At 73.2% G+C, this 14,310-nt stretch carries 12 protein-coding genes and 1 riboswitch; of the genes, 6 read left to right on the forward strand and 6 right to left on the reverse strand.

What is annotated here, in order from left to right; translation table 11 throughout:
• Window positions 1–88: 88 nt before the first annotated feature.
• The gene (locus AB0L21_RS08135) at window positions 89–1,747 is read right to left on the reverse strand and encodes a glycoside hydrolase family 13 protein (protein ID WP_365782859.1); all 1,659 of its coding nucleotides are present in this window, start codon (window positions 1,745–1,747) and stop codon (window positions 89–91) included.
• A gap of 79 nt (window positions 1,748–1,826) precedes the next feature.
• Entirely contained in the window at window positions 1,827–2,177 is a 351-nt protein-coding gene (locus AB0L21_RS08140) for a metalloregulator ArsR/SmtB family transcription factor (protein ID WP_030640383.1), read from the reverse strand.
• Between the two features lie 81 nt (window positions 2,178–2,258).
• A riboswitch (cobalamin riboswitch) is annotated at window positions 2,259–2,441 on the forward strand.
• A 27-nt stretch (window positions 2,442–2,468) separates the two neighbouring features.
• Here AB0L21_RS08140 and AB0L21_RS08145 point away from each other — a divergent pair.
• Window positions 2,469–3,551 (forward strand): HoxN/HupN/NixA family nickel/cobalt transporter, encoded by a 1,083-nt coding sequence (locus tag AB0L21_RS08145; protein ID WP_365698998.1) that lies wholly within the window; start codon window positions 2,469–2,471, stop codon window positions 3,549–3,551.
• A gap of 180 nt (window positions 3,552–3,731) precedes the next feature.
• On the opposite strand, the gene AB0L21_RS08150 is transcribed toward AB0L21_RS08145, so the two are convergent.
• Complete coding sequence (locus AB0L21_RS08150; RefSeq protein WP_365782861.1) at window positions 3,732–4,694, reverse strand: nucleoside hydrolase; 963 nt, start codon at window positions 4,692–4,694, stop codon at window positions 3,732–3,734.
• A 507-nt stretch (window positions 4,695–5,201) separates the two neighbouring features.
• On the opposite strand from AB0L21_RS08150, the gene AB0L21_RS08155 reads away from it, so the two are divergent.
• Complete coding sequence (locus tag AB0L21_RS08155) at window positions 5,202–5,990, forward strand: hypothetical protein (protein WP_365699991.1); 789 nt, start codon at window positions 5,202–5,204, stop codon at window positions 5,988–5,990.
• 4 nt (window positions 5,991–5,994) lie between these two features.
• Here the strand turns inward: AB0L21_RS08155 and AB0L21_RS08160 are convergent, their stop codons facing one another.
• Complete coding sequence (locus AB0L21_RS08160; protein ID WP_365699993.1) at window positions 5,995–7,338, reverse strand: helix-turn-helix domain-containing protein; 1,344 nt, start codon at window positions 7,336–7,338, stop codon at window positions 5,995–5,997.
• Window positions 7,339–7,451: 113 nt separating this feature from the next.
• Here AB0L21_RS08160 and AB0L21_RS08165 point away from each other — a divergent pair, with 113 nt between their 5' ends.
• On the forward strand, window positions 7,452–7,646 hold the full coding sequence (locus tag AB0L21_RS08165; RefSeq protein ID WP_365699995.1) for a hypothetical protein: 195 nt from the start codon (window positions 7,452–7,454) through the stop codon (window positions 7,644–7,646).
• A gap of 313 nt (window positions 7,647–7,959) precedes the next feature.
• A complete protein-coding gene (locus AB0L21_RS08170) occupies window positions 7,960–9,933 on the forward strand; it encodes an Ig-like domain repeat protein (protein ID WP_365782862.1) in 1,974 nt (657 codons plus the stop codon).
• A 3-nt stretch (window positions 9,934–9,936) separates the two neighbouring features.
• On the opposite strand, the gene AB0L21_RS08175 is transcribed toward AB0L21_RS08170, so the two are convergent.
• Window positions 9,937–11,055: a hypothetical protein gene (locus AB0L21_RS08175; RefSeq protein WP_365699999.1), complete on the reverse strand. Its 1,119-nt coding sequence runs from the start codon at window positions 11,053–11,055 to the stop codon at window positions 9,937–9,939.
• Between the two features lie 151 nt (window positions 11,056–11,206).
• Window positions 11,207–12,418, reverse strand: coding sequence for a PP2C family protein-serine/threonine phosphatase (locus tag AB0L21_RS08180; protein WP_365783056.1), 1,212 nt, complete (start codon window positions 12,416–12,418; stop codon window positions 11,207–11,209).
• A 153-nt stretch (window positions 12,419–12,571) separates the two neighbouring features.
• Here AB0L21_RS08180 and AB0L21_RS08185 point away from each other — a divergent pair, with 153 nt between their 5' ends.
• Window positions 12,572–13,087 (forward strand): hypothetical protein, encoded by a 516-nt coding sequence (locus AB0L21_RS08185; protein WP_365700001.1) that lies wholly within the window; start codon window positions 12,572–12,574, stop codon window positions 13,085–13,087.
• A gap of 206 nt (window positions 13,088–13,293) precedes the next feature.
• Window positions 13,294–14,217: a hypothetical protein gene (locus tag AB0L21_RS08190; protein ID WP_365782864.1), complete on the forward strand. Its 924-nt coding sequence runs from the start codon at window positions 13,294–13,296 to the stop codon at window positions 14,215–14,217.
• Window positions 14,218–14,310: the final 93 nt, after the last annotated feature.

The following is a 14,310-nucleotide window of genomic DNA, read 5'->3' on the forward strand; positions in this document are numbered from 1 at the left end:
CTCGTACTGGATGTACTTGGGTCGGGGCCCGGTGCGGCGAGAGTGCGTGCATGGCGTCGCGCGGCAGACGGGAGTTTGACGACAGGGCCTAGGCCAGCCACACCGTGGTGTCCGGCGGCAGAACCCTCCCCTCCGGCAGCGGGCCGCTGCTCAGCAGCACCTCGCCCGGCGGCAGCGGTACCGCCCCGGTACCGAGGTTGGTGACGTTCCGCCAGGCCTCGGCGCGGCTGAAGTCGAGGACGTCGGCGGGCGCGTCCGCCGTCCAGGTCAGCGTCTCGCCCTGGAGGAGCTTGCGGCGCAGCCGCAGGGCCGAGCGGTACAGCTCCAGCGTGGAGCCCTCGGTACCGGCCTGCGCCTCGACGGCGTACGCCGCGAAGGCCGCCGGCTGCGGCAGCCAGCCGGGCCCGGGCCCGAAGCCGTACGACGGTCCGGTCGTCGTCCACGGCAGCGGCACCCGGCAGCCGTCGCGGCCCTTGCGGACATGGCCGGTCTGCTCCCAGATCGGGTCCTGGAGCACCTCGGTGGGCAGGTCGGCGACCTCGGGCAGGCCGAGTTCCTCGCCCTGGTAGAGGTACGCCGAGCCGGGCAGCGCCAGCATCAGCAGGGTCGCCGCCCGGGCCCGGCGCAGTCCGGCCGCCGTGTCGATCGCCGGCGCGGTGCCGCCGGACAGCAGCCAGGCGGCCGGGTCGGTGCCGGCCGGCAGCACGAGCCGGGAGGCGTGGCGTACGACGTCGTGGTTGGACAGCACCCAGGTCGCGGAGGCGCCGGCGGTCCGGGCCGTGACCAGTGAGGCGGTGATGACGTCGCGCAGTTCCTCCGCGTCCCAGCGTGCCTCCAGGTACTCGAAGTTGAAGGCCTGGCCGAGTTCGTCCGGGCGGGCGTACAGGGCGCGGCGGGCACCGGGGACCCAGGCCTCGGCGACGGCGGTGCGCGGCGGACTGTAGGCGTCGAAGATCTTGCGCCAGTCGCGGTAGATCTCGTGGACCTCGTCCCGGTCCCAGTAGGGGTGGCTGCCGGGCGGCACCAGCGGCAGGGCCTGCTCGCCGGTCGCGCCGATGCCGCCGACGTCCCGCAGCGGCTCGGTGAGGTCCTTGGCCAGGCCGTGGGCGACGTCCACGCGGAAGCCGTCCACGCCCCGGTCGGACCAGAACCGCAGGGTGGTGCGGAAGTCGGCGCGGACCTCCTCGTTGTCCCAGTTCAGGTCGGGCTGTTCGGGGGCGAACAGGTGCAGGTACCACTCCCCGTCGGGCACCCGCCGCCAGGCGCTGCCGCCGAACACCGACTGCCAGTCGCTGGGCGGACGTTCACCGTGCGCGCCGCGCCCCGGCCGGAAGACATAACGCTCCCGGGCGGCGGATCCGGGTCCGGCGCGCAGCGCCTCCTGGAACCACGGATGCAGATGGGAGGTGTGATTGGGAACGATGTCCACGACGACCTTGAGCCCGAGCCGGTGCGCTTCACCCACCAGGGTGTCGAAGTCGTCCAGGGTGCCGAGGCGCTCGTCGACCCCGCGCGGGTCGATGACGTCGTAGCCGCCGTCGGCGAGCTCGGAGGGGTAGAAGGGGCTCAGCCACAGGGCGTCCACGCCGAGCGCCGCGAGATGGCCCAGCCGCTCGGTGATGCCCCTCAGGTCACCGAGGCCGTCACCGTCGGCGTCGGCGAAGCTGCGCGGATAGACCTGGTAGATGACGGCCTGCCGCCACCAGTCGGGGTTCCTGGACGAGAGGTCCGGCGAGAGGTCTGCCATACGGGCTCCCAGGGGACGGACGACAGTACGGAATCTGTATCTGTCCACATTGCCCGGAAAGGGAACCTTTCACGGCCGTTCAGCCGACGCAGTGCTCCAACAGCCCCCGAACGTCCGCGTCCACCACCCGGTACCGCACCACGCGCCCCTCCTTCTCCCCCGCCACGACCCCGGCCGCCCGCAGCAACCGCAGGGCCTGGGAGACCGCCGGGTCGTTCATCCCCGTGGCGATGGCCAGATCGGACACGGCGAGCGGCCCGGTACGGTGCAGCGCGACCAGCAGCGCCAGCCGGTTGGCGTCGGCGAGCAGCGAGAAACGGTCGGCCCAGGTGCGCAGACGCCCCGCCTCACCGATGGCGGCGATCGCCTCACACACCCGATGCCCGTCGATGGAACGACGGTCGGCTCGGTCGGCAGGCACGAGATGCATGAGGCCAGTCTGGCAGGCACCCTCTTTGTGATCTTCGATACCTGCGCAGGTACGCAGCTATGCAGGAAACCGCGTGCCCCTCTACGGTGGGCGGGCCGTGGTGTTCGGGAAGTCGATGCAAGGTCGACGCGGCCCTCGCCACTGTGATCGGGAAGTTCCCGTTCCGTCCGGCACCGCCGGGCCACTGGTCGCAGACCGGGAAGGCAGGAACGGCGGACGCACGACCCGTAAGCCAGGAGACCGGCCACGGCAGCTCACGAAGTGATCCACGAGGTGCTGGAGCGTGAACCCATGGCCGATGCCGCGTCTTTCCGCTGGCGACGCGAGGACACCGTCAAGACAGTGGGGCTGATGGCGGTGATCGTCGCCCTGCACGTCGTCGCCTTCGGAATTCTCTATGTTCTCGTCGTGCCCGAGCACTACGAGGTCGGCTCCGATGTCTTCGGGGTCGGTCTGGGCATCACCGCCTACACCCTCGGCATGCGGCACGCCTTCGACGCCGACCACATCGCGGCGATCGACAACACGACCCGGAAGCTGATGGCCGACGGGAAGCGGCCGGTGTCGGTGGGGTTCTGGTTCGCGCTCGGCCACTCCAGCGTGGTGGTGCTGCTGGCGCTGCTGATCGCGGGCGGCACCTCGCTGGCCGGGAAGGTCATGAACGAGGGCTCCACCACCCACCAGGTGCTCGGCTTCCTCGGTACGACGGTCTCCGGCACGTTCCTCTACCTCATCGCCGCCCTGAACCTGGTCGCCCTGGTGGGCATCCTGAAGGTCTTCCGGGCGATGCGCGCGGGCGCGTACGACGAGAAGGAACTGGAACAGCACCTGGACTCGCGGGGATTCATGAACCGCGTCCTCGGCCGGCTGACGAAGTCCGTCTCCCGGCCGGGGCAGATGTACCCGCTCGGCTTCCTCTTCGGCCTCGGCTTCGACACGGCCACCGAGGTGACGCTGATGGTGATGGCCGGTTCGGGCGCGGCGGCGGGCCTGCCCTGGTACGCGATCCTCTGCCTGCCCCTCCTCTTCGCCGCTGGGATGAGCCTGTTCGACACCCTCGACGGCACGTTCATGAACTTCGCCTACCAGTGGGCGTTCTCCAACCCGGTCCGCAAGGTCTTCTACAACCTCGCCATCACCGGCCTGTCCATCGCCGTCGCCTTCTTCATCGGCACCATCGAACTGGTCGGCGTCCTGCACGAGAAGTTCGGCCTGCACGACGACTTCACCGGCTGGATCGCCGGCCTCGACCTGGACAACGTCGGCTACCTCGTCGTCGGCCTGTTCGTGCTGGTGTGGGCGGCGGCGCTGGCGTACTGGAAGGTCGCCCGGGTGGAGGAACGCTGGGCGGTCTCCCCGTCCGCCGCCGAGTAGGGGGCTAGGTCCTGTCGTCAAACTCCCGTCGTCCGCCGGAGGGCGGGCCGCGCGGCGTCAGGTGCGTGCTCTCGGCGTGCCGGGCCCCGGCCCTCGTACTGGATGTACTTGGGTCGGGGCCCGGTGCGGCGAGAGTGCGTGCATGGCGTCGCGCGGCAGACGGGAGTTTGACGACAGGGCCTAGCGCGCGACCGTCTCCAGGTACAGCTTCACGTACCGGTCGGCGTTCACCTCCAAGGCCACGTCGACCAGGGCGCGTTCGCGACCGCCCTCGTGGATCTCGGACTCGCCGAGGCGGGGGCGGCGGTCGACGACGGTCTGGCCCCGGGTGGGGCCGGGGGCGAGGGAGACCTCGACCGGGAGCAGGCGGGTGGTGATGCCCTGCGGGTCGGCGACCGCGCACACCGCGCCCGCGTCGCCGAGGCCGCCCGCCTCCTCCGCCTGAGGCGGCTCGCCCTGGTGGGCCGGCCGGTGGGCGAGCAGCTCACCGGCCAGGCGGGTGCCGGGCTCGCCGCTGGCGCGCAGCCGGTGGACGTCGCCGCTGTCCACGACGACCTGCTGGAAGACGTCCAGGCCGTACATCGTGATCGGCACCCCGGCGGTCAGCAGGATCGCCGCCGCCTCCGGGTCGTGCCAGACGTTGATCTCCGCGACCGGCGTGGCGTTCCCGGTGGCCACGGCCCCGCCCATGAACACGATCCGCTCGATGTTCCGGGTCACCTCGGGGTGGGTGCGCAGCAGCAGGGCGATGTTCGTGAGCGGCGCGGTCGGGATCAGGGTGACCGGGCGCGGGGAGGCCAGGATCTCCCGGTGCAGGAGGGTGACGGCGTCGACGCCCACCGGGGTCCGGGTGGGCGCGGGCAGGCCCAGGTCGCCCATGCCGTCGGCGCCGTGCACCGGGGCCGGGCGGGCCGGCTCCAGCAGTGGGCGCTCGGCACCCCGGGCCACCGGGATGTCGGGGGCGCCCGCCTGCTCCAGCACGGTGAGGGTGTTGCGGACCACCCCGTCCACGTCGGTGTTCCCGGCCACGCAGGTCACCGCCCGGAGGTCGAGTCCCGGATGGCGCACGGCGAACAGCAGGGCCAGGGCGTCGTCGACACCGGTGTCGCAGTCGATGATCACGGGAATGGGCTGACCGTCCACGGCGGACTCCTTCCGTCGTGCCGACCTTAGATCAGTCCGGCAGGCCGCGAACGGCGCAGGGCACCGACGTCGCAGCGCCGGGCACCGGCCTGGCAGTGCCGGGCGGCCGGTCCTGGCATGCCCGGCGGCCCGCCCCGGCCGGCCGGGCGGTCAGCCACGCGGTGCCGACCGGCACCCCCGGCGCGCCGGCAGTCGTCCCGGCTTCATCCGGGTCTCCTCCGTGCGGGAGGCGCACGTCCCGGTGGACGACGAAGCCCCGGGGCGTGCGCCCCGGGGCTTCGGTGCTGGTCAGGTGTCAGCGCGCCGGGACGGTCTCCGGCGTCGTCGTGCTCGACGGGCACAGGTGGGCGCGCTGCATGGACGGCACCGTACCGGCCCGGCGAGGACCGCACCACGGAATTTCCGCCGCTCCCTCACCCGTACGGCCCGGAGCGCTGGTGCGCAGGTCAGGGCGGTGGTGCCGTGAGATCAGGACCCCGCCGGCCGCACGCAGCCCAGGAGGCACCGATGTCCCCCGCGATACCCCACCTCCCCCGTGCCGTCGTGCTCTCTCTGATCGGCGCCGGCCTGCTGGCCGCCGGCGGCTGCGCGGCCCTCGGTCTGAACCACCCGGCGAGCGCGCCGCACCCCCTGCCCACGCTCGACCGGCCGGCCCCGACGCCCAGGGCGTCCGCGCGGGCCGACGGTTCCTCGCTCAGCGACGAGCAGGCGCGGGCCGCGCTGATCACCGAGACCGACCTCGGCGATCCCTGGATCTCCACGCGCGGCGCGGCCACCTGGCACGACGGGCTGCTGAAGGCGCACACCACGGCCGGGGAGTGCCAGCGGCTGCTGGACGCCCTGTACAGCGACGAACTGCTCGGCGGCCCGGCCCGCATCGCCGTCGGCCTGGACGACGCCGGCACCGGGGCCCAGCTCCGCTACCAGATCGGCGCCCGCCGCCCGGCGGACGTCGACGCCATGCTGACGTGGCTGCGGACGCTGCCGGCGCGGTGCGCGCGGTTCACGGCCACCACCGAGCTGGGGCTCGTGGAGGACGTACAGGTCGTGGACGCCCCGCTGCCCGAGGTCGGGGACGCCCGCCAGGGCCTGCGTGTCACCGTCGCCGGCAGGACGCCCGACGAACAGGAGTTCCTGCTCACCCTGGACGTGGCCGCCGTCCGGGTCGGCGAGGACGCGTTCGCGCTGACCAACGGCAGCCTGGGGGACGTGCCGAACGGTGCGACCCAGGCGGCCGTGCAGGTCGGCGCCCTGCGCCTGGCCGACATCCGCAAGCAGGGCCGGGCGCAGGTGTGAGGCCTCAGAGCGGCGGCTGGGCCGGGGCCGGGCCGAGGGTGGTTGTGCCGGGGGTGGTGCGGTGACCGAGGCCGGTGCGGTAGGCGTCCAGGGCGGCCTCGACACGGCCCGTACGGCGCAACAGATCGCCGAGGAGGCGGCACAGGTCGGCGAGGTCGCCGGCGGCGCCCGCGCGCTCCAGGAGGCTGAGGGCGCGGACGTAGTGCTCCTCGGCGGCCTCGGTGTCCCGGGCGTCCTCGGCGATGATGCCGAGGAGGCGGTGCGCGCCGGCGGCGTGGACGGCGCCGCGCTCGGAGGAGAAGTCGCCGAGGACGCCCTCCAGCAGTTCGGCGGCCTCCCCGGACTTGCCCCGGCGGTGCAGCACGTCGGCGAGTTCGACGGCGGCCTGGCTGCGGTACAGGGCGGCCCGGGTCTCCGACAGCATGGCGTACGCCTGCCGCAACTCGTCTTCGGCCCGCTCCAGTTCGCCGTTCTGGGCGCAGACGTAGCCGCGCATCCAGTGGCAGTTGGCCAGCTCGGTGCGCAGGCTCAGCCGGCGGTACAGCTCGGCGGCCTTGGCCAGGGAGGCGTCGGCCTCGGCGGCCCGGCCCTCGGCGAGCAGGGTACGGGCCACCGAGCGGTGCATCCGGGCGATCAGCGCGGGGTCGCCGGCCTGCGGGGCGAGCGCGAGGGCGAACTCGGCGGCCTGGGCGGCGCGGGCATGGGCGCCCATGTCCATGTACGGGCCGATGATGCTGGCGTAGAGCAGCAGGAGCGCGTCGGGGTCGTGGAGCCCGCCCCGGTTCAGCTCGTCGAGGGCGGTCTCCAGGAGGTAGACGGCGTAGCGGAGTTCACCGGCGAGGTAGTGGGCGACGGCCCGGCCGCGCAGGGCGGGCACCCGGACGGGCAGGGTCTTGTCGGCCAGCTGTTCCTCGGCCTGCTCGAAGTACTCGCGCGCCACGGTCAACTGACCCGTTTCCAGGGCGCATTCGCCGAGCCCGAGCAGGGCGGCGGCGTGCTCGTACCCCAGTGCGTGGGCCTCGGCCTCCGCACGCAGCACGGCGTACTGGGCGGCCGCCTCCTCGGCCCGTCCGTCGGCGAGGACCCGCTGGGCCTCGGTGAGCCGCAGCCGCAGGCCGGTGGCGAGGTGGGCGGGCCGGCCGACGGCCAGTTCCTCGAAGGCGACCCCGAGCCGGTCCGCGATGTGCCGCAGCGCCTCGTCGGAGGCGCGGACCCTTCCGGCCTCCAGGGTGGAGATGTAGGCGGGTGTGTACGCCGGCTCCGCCAACTGCCGCTGGGTGAGGCCCTGTTGATTGCGCAGCCGTTGCACTCGCCGCCCGATGACTTCCGGGTCGTCCCGCTCCCGCATGCCGCCCGCCCCCCAACTCCGTTGACACCTCTTGCCGTTGCGCTCCGGCAGCCCCTAGGTTAAACGGCGAATTAAACATGCTTAACACGCCGCTGTTGTGTTGTGAGGTCGCCGTGCCCGGACGTACATCCGCACCCTACGCACCGCCCCACTCCCGCATCCGCCCGATCGGCCGAACCCCCACCGTCCGAGGGATCATCGCGGCCGTCATCGCCGCCGCGGCCCTCCTCCTCGCGGCGAACGCCGGCCCGGCCCGCGCGGCCGGCACCACGCCGGCACCCGCGACGACCCAGCAGGCGGATCACTGACGACCACGGGCACGCCGACGGCCGCAGCGCGTGGGCAGGTCACAGCTGTGCGCCTTGGGGCACGGGGGGGGACCAGTGCGCCTCCCCGGCCCGGCGGCTGCCCCGCTCCGCGCGCCCGGCCTGTCCACGGTCGCCGCAGGTGTCCGCACACCCGCCTCCGGGGCCCGCGCGCTTTTGTCAGCGACATGACCTAGTCTTTCCACACTCGCCGCACGAGGCACACACGGCTCATCCACAGGGGGCGGACGCATCGCCCTGCCCGCGCGGCGCCCATGTCTTTTTCTTTCATTCGTTCCGGGGGGTTCGAATCAGCGTGCGCAAGCGCTCTCTCACAGCTGCCACCACCCTGGCGGTGCTGTTCAGCTCGGCGGCCCTCGCCGTCACTCCGGCCTTCGCCGACTCCACCCAGATCCTGCCGGTCAGGACGACCGGTGACATCGTCGTCGACGCCGTCCACCAGCAGGTCTTCGTCAGCGACCCGCTGAACGGCAAGATCGTCGTCACCGACTACGCCGGCAAGGTCTTCAAACAGCTCACCACCAACCTGTCCGGCGTCACCGGCCTGGAGCTGTCCGCCGACTCCGGCACGCTCTACGCGGCCGTGCAGGACCTCGACGCCATCGCCGTCTTCGACACCGTCACCGACACCGAGACGACCCGGTACGAGGTCGGCGACAAGCCGCTCAGCGTCGCCCTCGCGGGCGGCAAGCTGTGGTTCGGCTACGGCGGCGCCGCCGCGGGCAACATCGGCTCCGTCGACCTGGCCGCCGAGGACCACACGGTCACGCTCGGCCAGGACAACGGCTGGTACGCGGCCCCGCTGCTGGACGCCGCGCCCGGCTCCAGCACCCTCGTCGCCGGCGCGCTCGGACAGAGCCCGGCCGAACTGGCCTCCTACGACGTCTCGTCGGGCACCGCGACCAAGGTGGCGAGCACCCGTGAGGCGGGCAGCAACCTCGGCGACCTCCAGGTCACCCCCGACGGCAAGGACGTCGTGGTGGCCAGCGGCGCGCCGTACTACCAGCAGGTGTTCCGGACCTCCGACCTCAACGAGGACGGCAAGTACGTCACCGACGCGTACCCCAACTCCGTCGCGATCGCGCCGAACGGCACCGTCGCGGCCGGCATCGACGGCTCCTACGAGCCGGACGTCTACATCTTCAAGCCCGGCACCAGCGAGGCCGTCCGCACCTACGACTTCCCCAACACCGGCACCAGCAGCGGCTCCGACCTGCTGGCCCGGGGCGGCCTGGCCTGGGCCCCCGACGGCTCCCGGCTGTTCGCGGTGACCAGCAACAACGAGGGCGTGTTCTCCCTGCGCGTCCTGAACGCGCCCACCAAGGCGGTCTCCACCGTCACCGTGGACGCGCCGGCCACCGCGACCCGCGCCAAGCAGCTCACCGTCAAGGGCAAGGTCGCCTCCAAGGTGGCCGTCCCCGCCGGCACCAAGCTGACCGTGACCCGCACCGACCTGGAGTCACCGAAGGGCAAGGCCCTCGCGGCGGCGGTCACCAAGGCCGACGGCTCGTTCTCCTTCACCGACACCCCGCCGGCCGGCGGCAAGGTGAAGTACACGGTGGCCTACGCCGGCGACGCCGCCCACGCGGCGGACTCCGGCTCGGACTCCGTCGACGTCTCCCGCGCCAAGCCGGCCCTGACCATCAACAACAACGGCAAGGTGTACTCGTACGGCCAGGACGTCAGGTTCACCGCACACCTGGGCAAGACGTACAAGAACCGTACGGTGGAGATCTGGGCCGACCCGTTCGGCGGCGACAAGCCGAACAAGCTGGTGAAGTCCGGCAAGGTCAACTCCGACGGCAACCTGTCGGTCACGCTGGACCTGAAGCGGGACGCCAAGGTCACCGCGAAGTTCGCGGGCGACTCCCGGTACAAGCCGGCGTCCGCCGCCAGCACCGTCGGCGCCCGGGTCAGCGTGTCCACGTCGGTCAGCAGCCACTACAAGGCGAAGTCGGCGTGGGGCCACACGTACTACTTCTTCCACAAGACCAAGGACCCGCTGATCACGACGAAGATGTCGTACTACCCGGGCCGCGCGCAGAAGTTCGAGTTCGAGGTGTACTACCAGGGCCGCTGGTACCCGGGCGACCCCGCCTACTTCAAGCTGGGCTCCGACGGTGTCTCCAAGGTCCGCATCACCGGCGACCACGGCGAGGACGTCGGCTGGCGGTTCCGGGTGCGCTCGTCGTACATCAACAGCACGTCCGGTGACATCGTGAACTCCACGACGCACGGCGCCTGGAAGTACTTCACGTTCACCAAGTAAGGGTCACTGGGCGGCCTGGAGCCGGCCCAGCCGCCGCTGGACGCTCTCCAGCGCGCCGCGGCGGCGCCCCGGCACCCTGAGCCGCACCTCAGCGAGCGCGGGCCCGAGTTCACGGGCCCGCGCCGTGTCCCGGATACGGGTCCACTGGTGGTGGGCGCGGTCCACGGCCGCCTCCACGGCGGGCGCGTCCACCGCCTGCCCGGCGGCCAGCCGCGTCTCGGCCACCGTCAGCCAGGCCCGGCAACTGCGCACCGGGTCCCCCGCGAACATCGCCAGATCGGCCCGCACCTCACTCCAGTGCAGCGCCTGCTCGGAAGCGGCGCCGTACCCCCGCACCGCCTCCGCCTCGTACCGGGCGGCCATCCCGTCGGCCTCGGCGTGCCGCCCGGCCCGCACGGCGGCACTGATGACGGCGTGCGGGTCCTCGGGGCGGGGGGAGGGGAGAGGAGCGGCGAACGCGATGGGGGACATGGGGGAGGCGGGTACGGCGTAACCCCCCGCGTCGGCCAGCAGCAGATTGCCCTTCGTCTCCTGCGGGATCCGGCCCACCGCCTGCTGGTGCAAGGCGTCCAGCGGGGGCCGGTGGCCGCTGCGCAACAGCGTGGCCACCGTCTTCATGTACGCCGGCTCCGCCAGGCCCCGCCGTCCCGCCGCCGGGGCGATGCGGCCGTACACGGCGGTGTTCCGGCCGGAGTCGAGGCCGCGCTCGGTGACGTACCGCCAGGCCTCGGCGTCCGCGTGCAGATCCACGACGAGGGCGGTGTCCACGGCGGAGCGCAGGCGCAGTTCCTCGCGGATCCAGTGCCAGGGCAGCGCGGTGTAGCGGACCGTGGCCGGCGTGGTGCGGGCCAGGGCGAGGTGGGGCTGGTGCTGGCGGCGGTCCAGCTGCAACTGGCCGGTGACGTACACGGTGAGCGGGCCGGGAGAGGCCGCGGCGGCCCGCAGCCGGGTGAGGACGGCCTGCGGTTCCAGCGGATCGGCGAGTTCGATGACGTTCGCGGTACCGGTGCCGGACAGGACGGCGGGGGCGACCGCGGCCAGCACCGGCAGCACACCGGCCGCGTCCACCAGGCGCCCCCGGCCCAGCGGCGCGGCCGCGAGCAGCAGCACGGTTCCGGGCATCGTGCCTCCCCCAAGTCACCCTGTGGACCCCGCGACCCCTCCGTACCCGGGGCCCCGTGGATCCGCTCTCCAGCCAGCACCGTAACCGCTGCGCCTGCGAACCGACGTGTCCCCCCGGCAAACACCCCCCTTCGCGCCCGCGCATCCGCCGTCACCCACCCTGTACGCGTCCGGCCCCGGAGCCGCCGGCCCCCGGCGCTTCCCACCCCGCCGCGCCGCCCGCGCCCGCCGCATCCGACGTCCCCGCTTCCCCGCTGCGCCGGACCGCGAAGATCGTCGTGTCGTCCTCCAGGCAGCCGCCCGCGTGGCGCAGTACGCCGTCGCGGACGCGGCGCACCAGGCGGCGGGGCTCGGCGCGGCGGGGGTCGGCGCGGACCGCGCGGGACACCTCACGGGCCAGCTGGTAGAACTCGCCCGGCTTGTCGCGGGCCTCGGTCACCCCGTCGGTGACCAGCAGCAGCGTCTCGTCGGCGGCCAGCCGCACCCGGTGCACGGTCGGCGGGCCGCCCGCGAGGTCGCCGAGGCCGAGCGGCAGCCCGTCGCCAGCGGGCAGCTCGCGGACTCCCAGCCGGCCGATGGCGAGCGGGGGCTCGTGACCGAAGTTCATGACGTCGATCGCGTCCGTGGTCCCCTCGGGGAAGGCGACGAGGACGGCGGTGGCGAAGCGGTCGCCGTCGTCCCGGCCGAGCGCGGCGGTGTGGGCGCGGTGCCGCCGCATCCGGGTCTCCAGGCGTTCGGCGACGGTCCTGAGATCCCTCTCGTGGAACCCCGCCTCACGGAACGTACCGAGCAGCGCGGCCGCGGTCTCCACCGCGCCGAGCCCCTTGCCCTGCACGTCGCCGACGAGCACCCGGGTGCCGTGCGGACCGGGCTGGATGTCGTAGAAGTCGCCGCCCACCCGGGCGTCGACGTCGGCGGCCAGGTACACACCCGCGTGCTCCAGCCCGGCCCAGCGCGACGGCAGCGGGCGCAGCACCGTGCGCCGGGTGGTCTCGGCGATGTCCCGCATGTGCCCGGCGTACCGTTCCTGGCGCACGCGCACGACCGCCGCCAGCGTGGCCAGGGTGCCGCCGAGGGCGACGAGGAGGAAGTCACCGAATCCGGCCTGGTACTGGTCGGGCCAGGCGCTGTCCACGAGGACGTACGTCACCACGGACAGCACGCTGTAGGCGGCCGTCGTCCACACCCCGCAGATCGCGGCGGCGATGCCCGGGACGAGCACGATCCAGGTGATGATCCGGAACTTCTCGCCGGTGTTGAAGTCCAGCAGGACGACGCCGACGAGGAGCAGCAGGGGCGGCAGCCACGCGACGCTCACCCCGCGGATCCGTAGCAGCGGGCCGCGCCGCCGCCCGTACTCCATCTCCGTCACCGCGGCCGGCCCTCCATGTCCTTCAGCGAACCACGGGAGAGAACGGCACGCATCCGGGCACTCGTCACCCTCCTGGCCGAGTTGCCAGGCCGCGCGCCCCGGTGTGCCCTGGACACGGGGGCGAGGAGAGAGAGGAGTGCTCTCATGGCTCAAGCGGCACCCGCGCCCGGCGGAATGTCCCGGCCCGGCCGCACGCCCGAGGCGGAGCGCCGGTCGTCCGACGTGGTCCGGCGTTCACCCGACGTCTTCGACACGCGCACCCACGCGATCGGCCGGCTGGCCGTCCCGGTCGTGCTGGGGCTGATCTACGGCTACTGGGTGGCGGCCAACAACCGCTTCGGCGGCCCGATCACCGGCTGGAACGTACTGCTCGGCTTCGTCAGCGCGCTGGTGTTCGCGGTGCTGTGCGCGGCCCTGCTGATGCTGGCCCCCCGGATGCCGCGGGAGGTGCACGCGCTGCTGTGGACGGCGTTCGTCGGCTGTGCGTTCGGCTTCCTCTACAACCAGAGCGGCAGCCTCTTCCCCACCCAGAGCGGCAGCCAGGGCGGCGACGTGTGGCGGTCGGTGCTGATGTCCCTGCTGGTGTCGGCGGCCACCTTCGCCACCTTCTTCTACCGCTACTACACGCGGGAGGACGCGTTCGGACGCCGGATCCGCTGAGGACGCCCTGTCCCGGAGCGGGCGCGCGTGAGCCCCGGCCGGTCGGCCGAGGCCCACGCACTCCCCTGTGTCCCCAGTGGCCCACATCAGCCACTTCTTTCTCCCTAGCACCAGGAAACACCCGTTCGGGTGAACCCTCCACCGGAGAACGCCCGAACGCAGTCCTCCCGCTCGCGCCCCGGCCCCGGTGGCCCTTGCCTGGAAGCGTGCCCCCACGCCTCAGGAGCGCCCTGTCGGCCGTACTGATCACCCTGTCCTGCCTCCTCGTGCCGTTCGGCGCGCTGGCGGCCTGGGCGGCGTACGGGCTCGCCGACACAGGCCGGTACGTCACCACGATGGCGCCGCTCGCCACCGACCCCGCCGTGCGGGAGGCCGTCGTGGAAACGGTCGGCGACGGCATCCTGCACGCGGTGGACGAGCATCTGGACGTGCGCCCGGTGCGCGGCTCGGTCCGGCCGTTCGTGCACGACGCGGTGCGCTCCTTCACCCAGACCCGCGCCTTCCGGCTGGCCTGGGACACCGGCAACCGGATCACCCACGACGCCGTCCTGCGCGCACTGCGCGGGGAGGACGAGCGCGCCGTCACCGTCGACCTGGCCCCTGTCACCGCCCAGGTCAAACGCCAGCTCACCCGTGATCACGTGCCGCTCGCCGCGCGCATCCCGGTGGAGCACACCGAGGTCCCCGTGCTCCCGGCGGACCGGCTGACCACGCTCCGGAAGGGGTACCACGTGCTCGAAGTCGCCGGCTTCTGGCTGCCGGTGGCGGCCGTCGCCTTCGCCGTCGGCGGGATCGCGCTCGCCGTCCACCGGCGCCGGGCCGTCGCCGCGACCGCCCTGGGCACGGCCCTGGGCGGCGCCCTGCTCGTCGTCGCGCTGACCGTCGGCCGCGACCTGACCCTGGCCGACCTGCCCGCCGGTGTGTCCCACCCGGCGGCGGGCGCCGTCTACGACGCCCTGACCGGCACCCTGCGCACGGCCGGCTGGCTACTGCTGGGCCTCGGCCTGGCGGTCGCCCTCACCGTCTGGCTCACCCGCCACCTCCGGCCGCGCCGCCCCGCGCGACCCCGACGAGCGTCTCCGGCGCGCGCCCCGGCCGGCCCTCCGACACCGACCCGAGCCCAAGCCTGACCACGTCCGGCGACCGGCCCGGGCCCACGCCCTGACCGACAGACTGCCGCCGACTCCCGGCCCGCCGTCACCGCCAGGCTCCCCCACCACCTC

Origin of the sequence: Streptomyces sp. NPDC052721, assembly GCF_040678315.1 — a bacterium.
GTDB lineage: Bacteria > Actinomycetota > Actinomycetes > Streptomycetales > Streptomycetaceae > Streptomyces.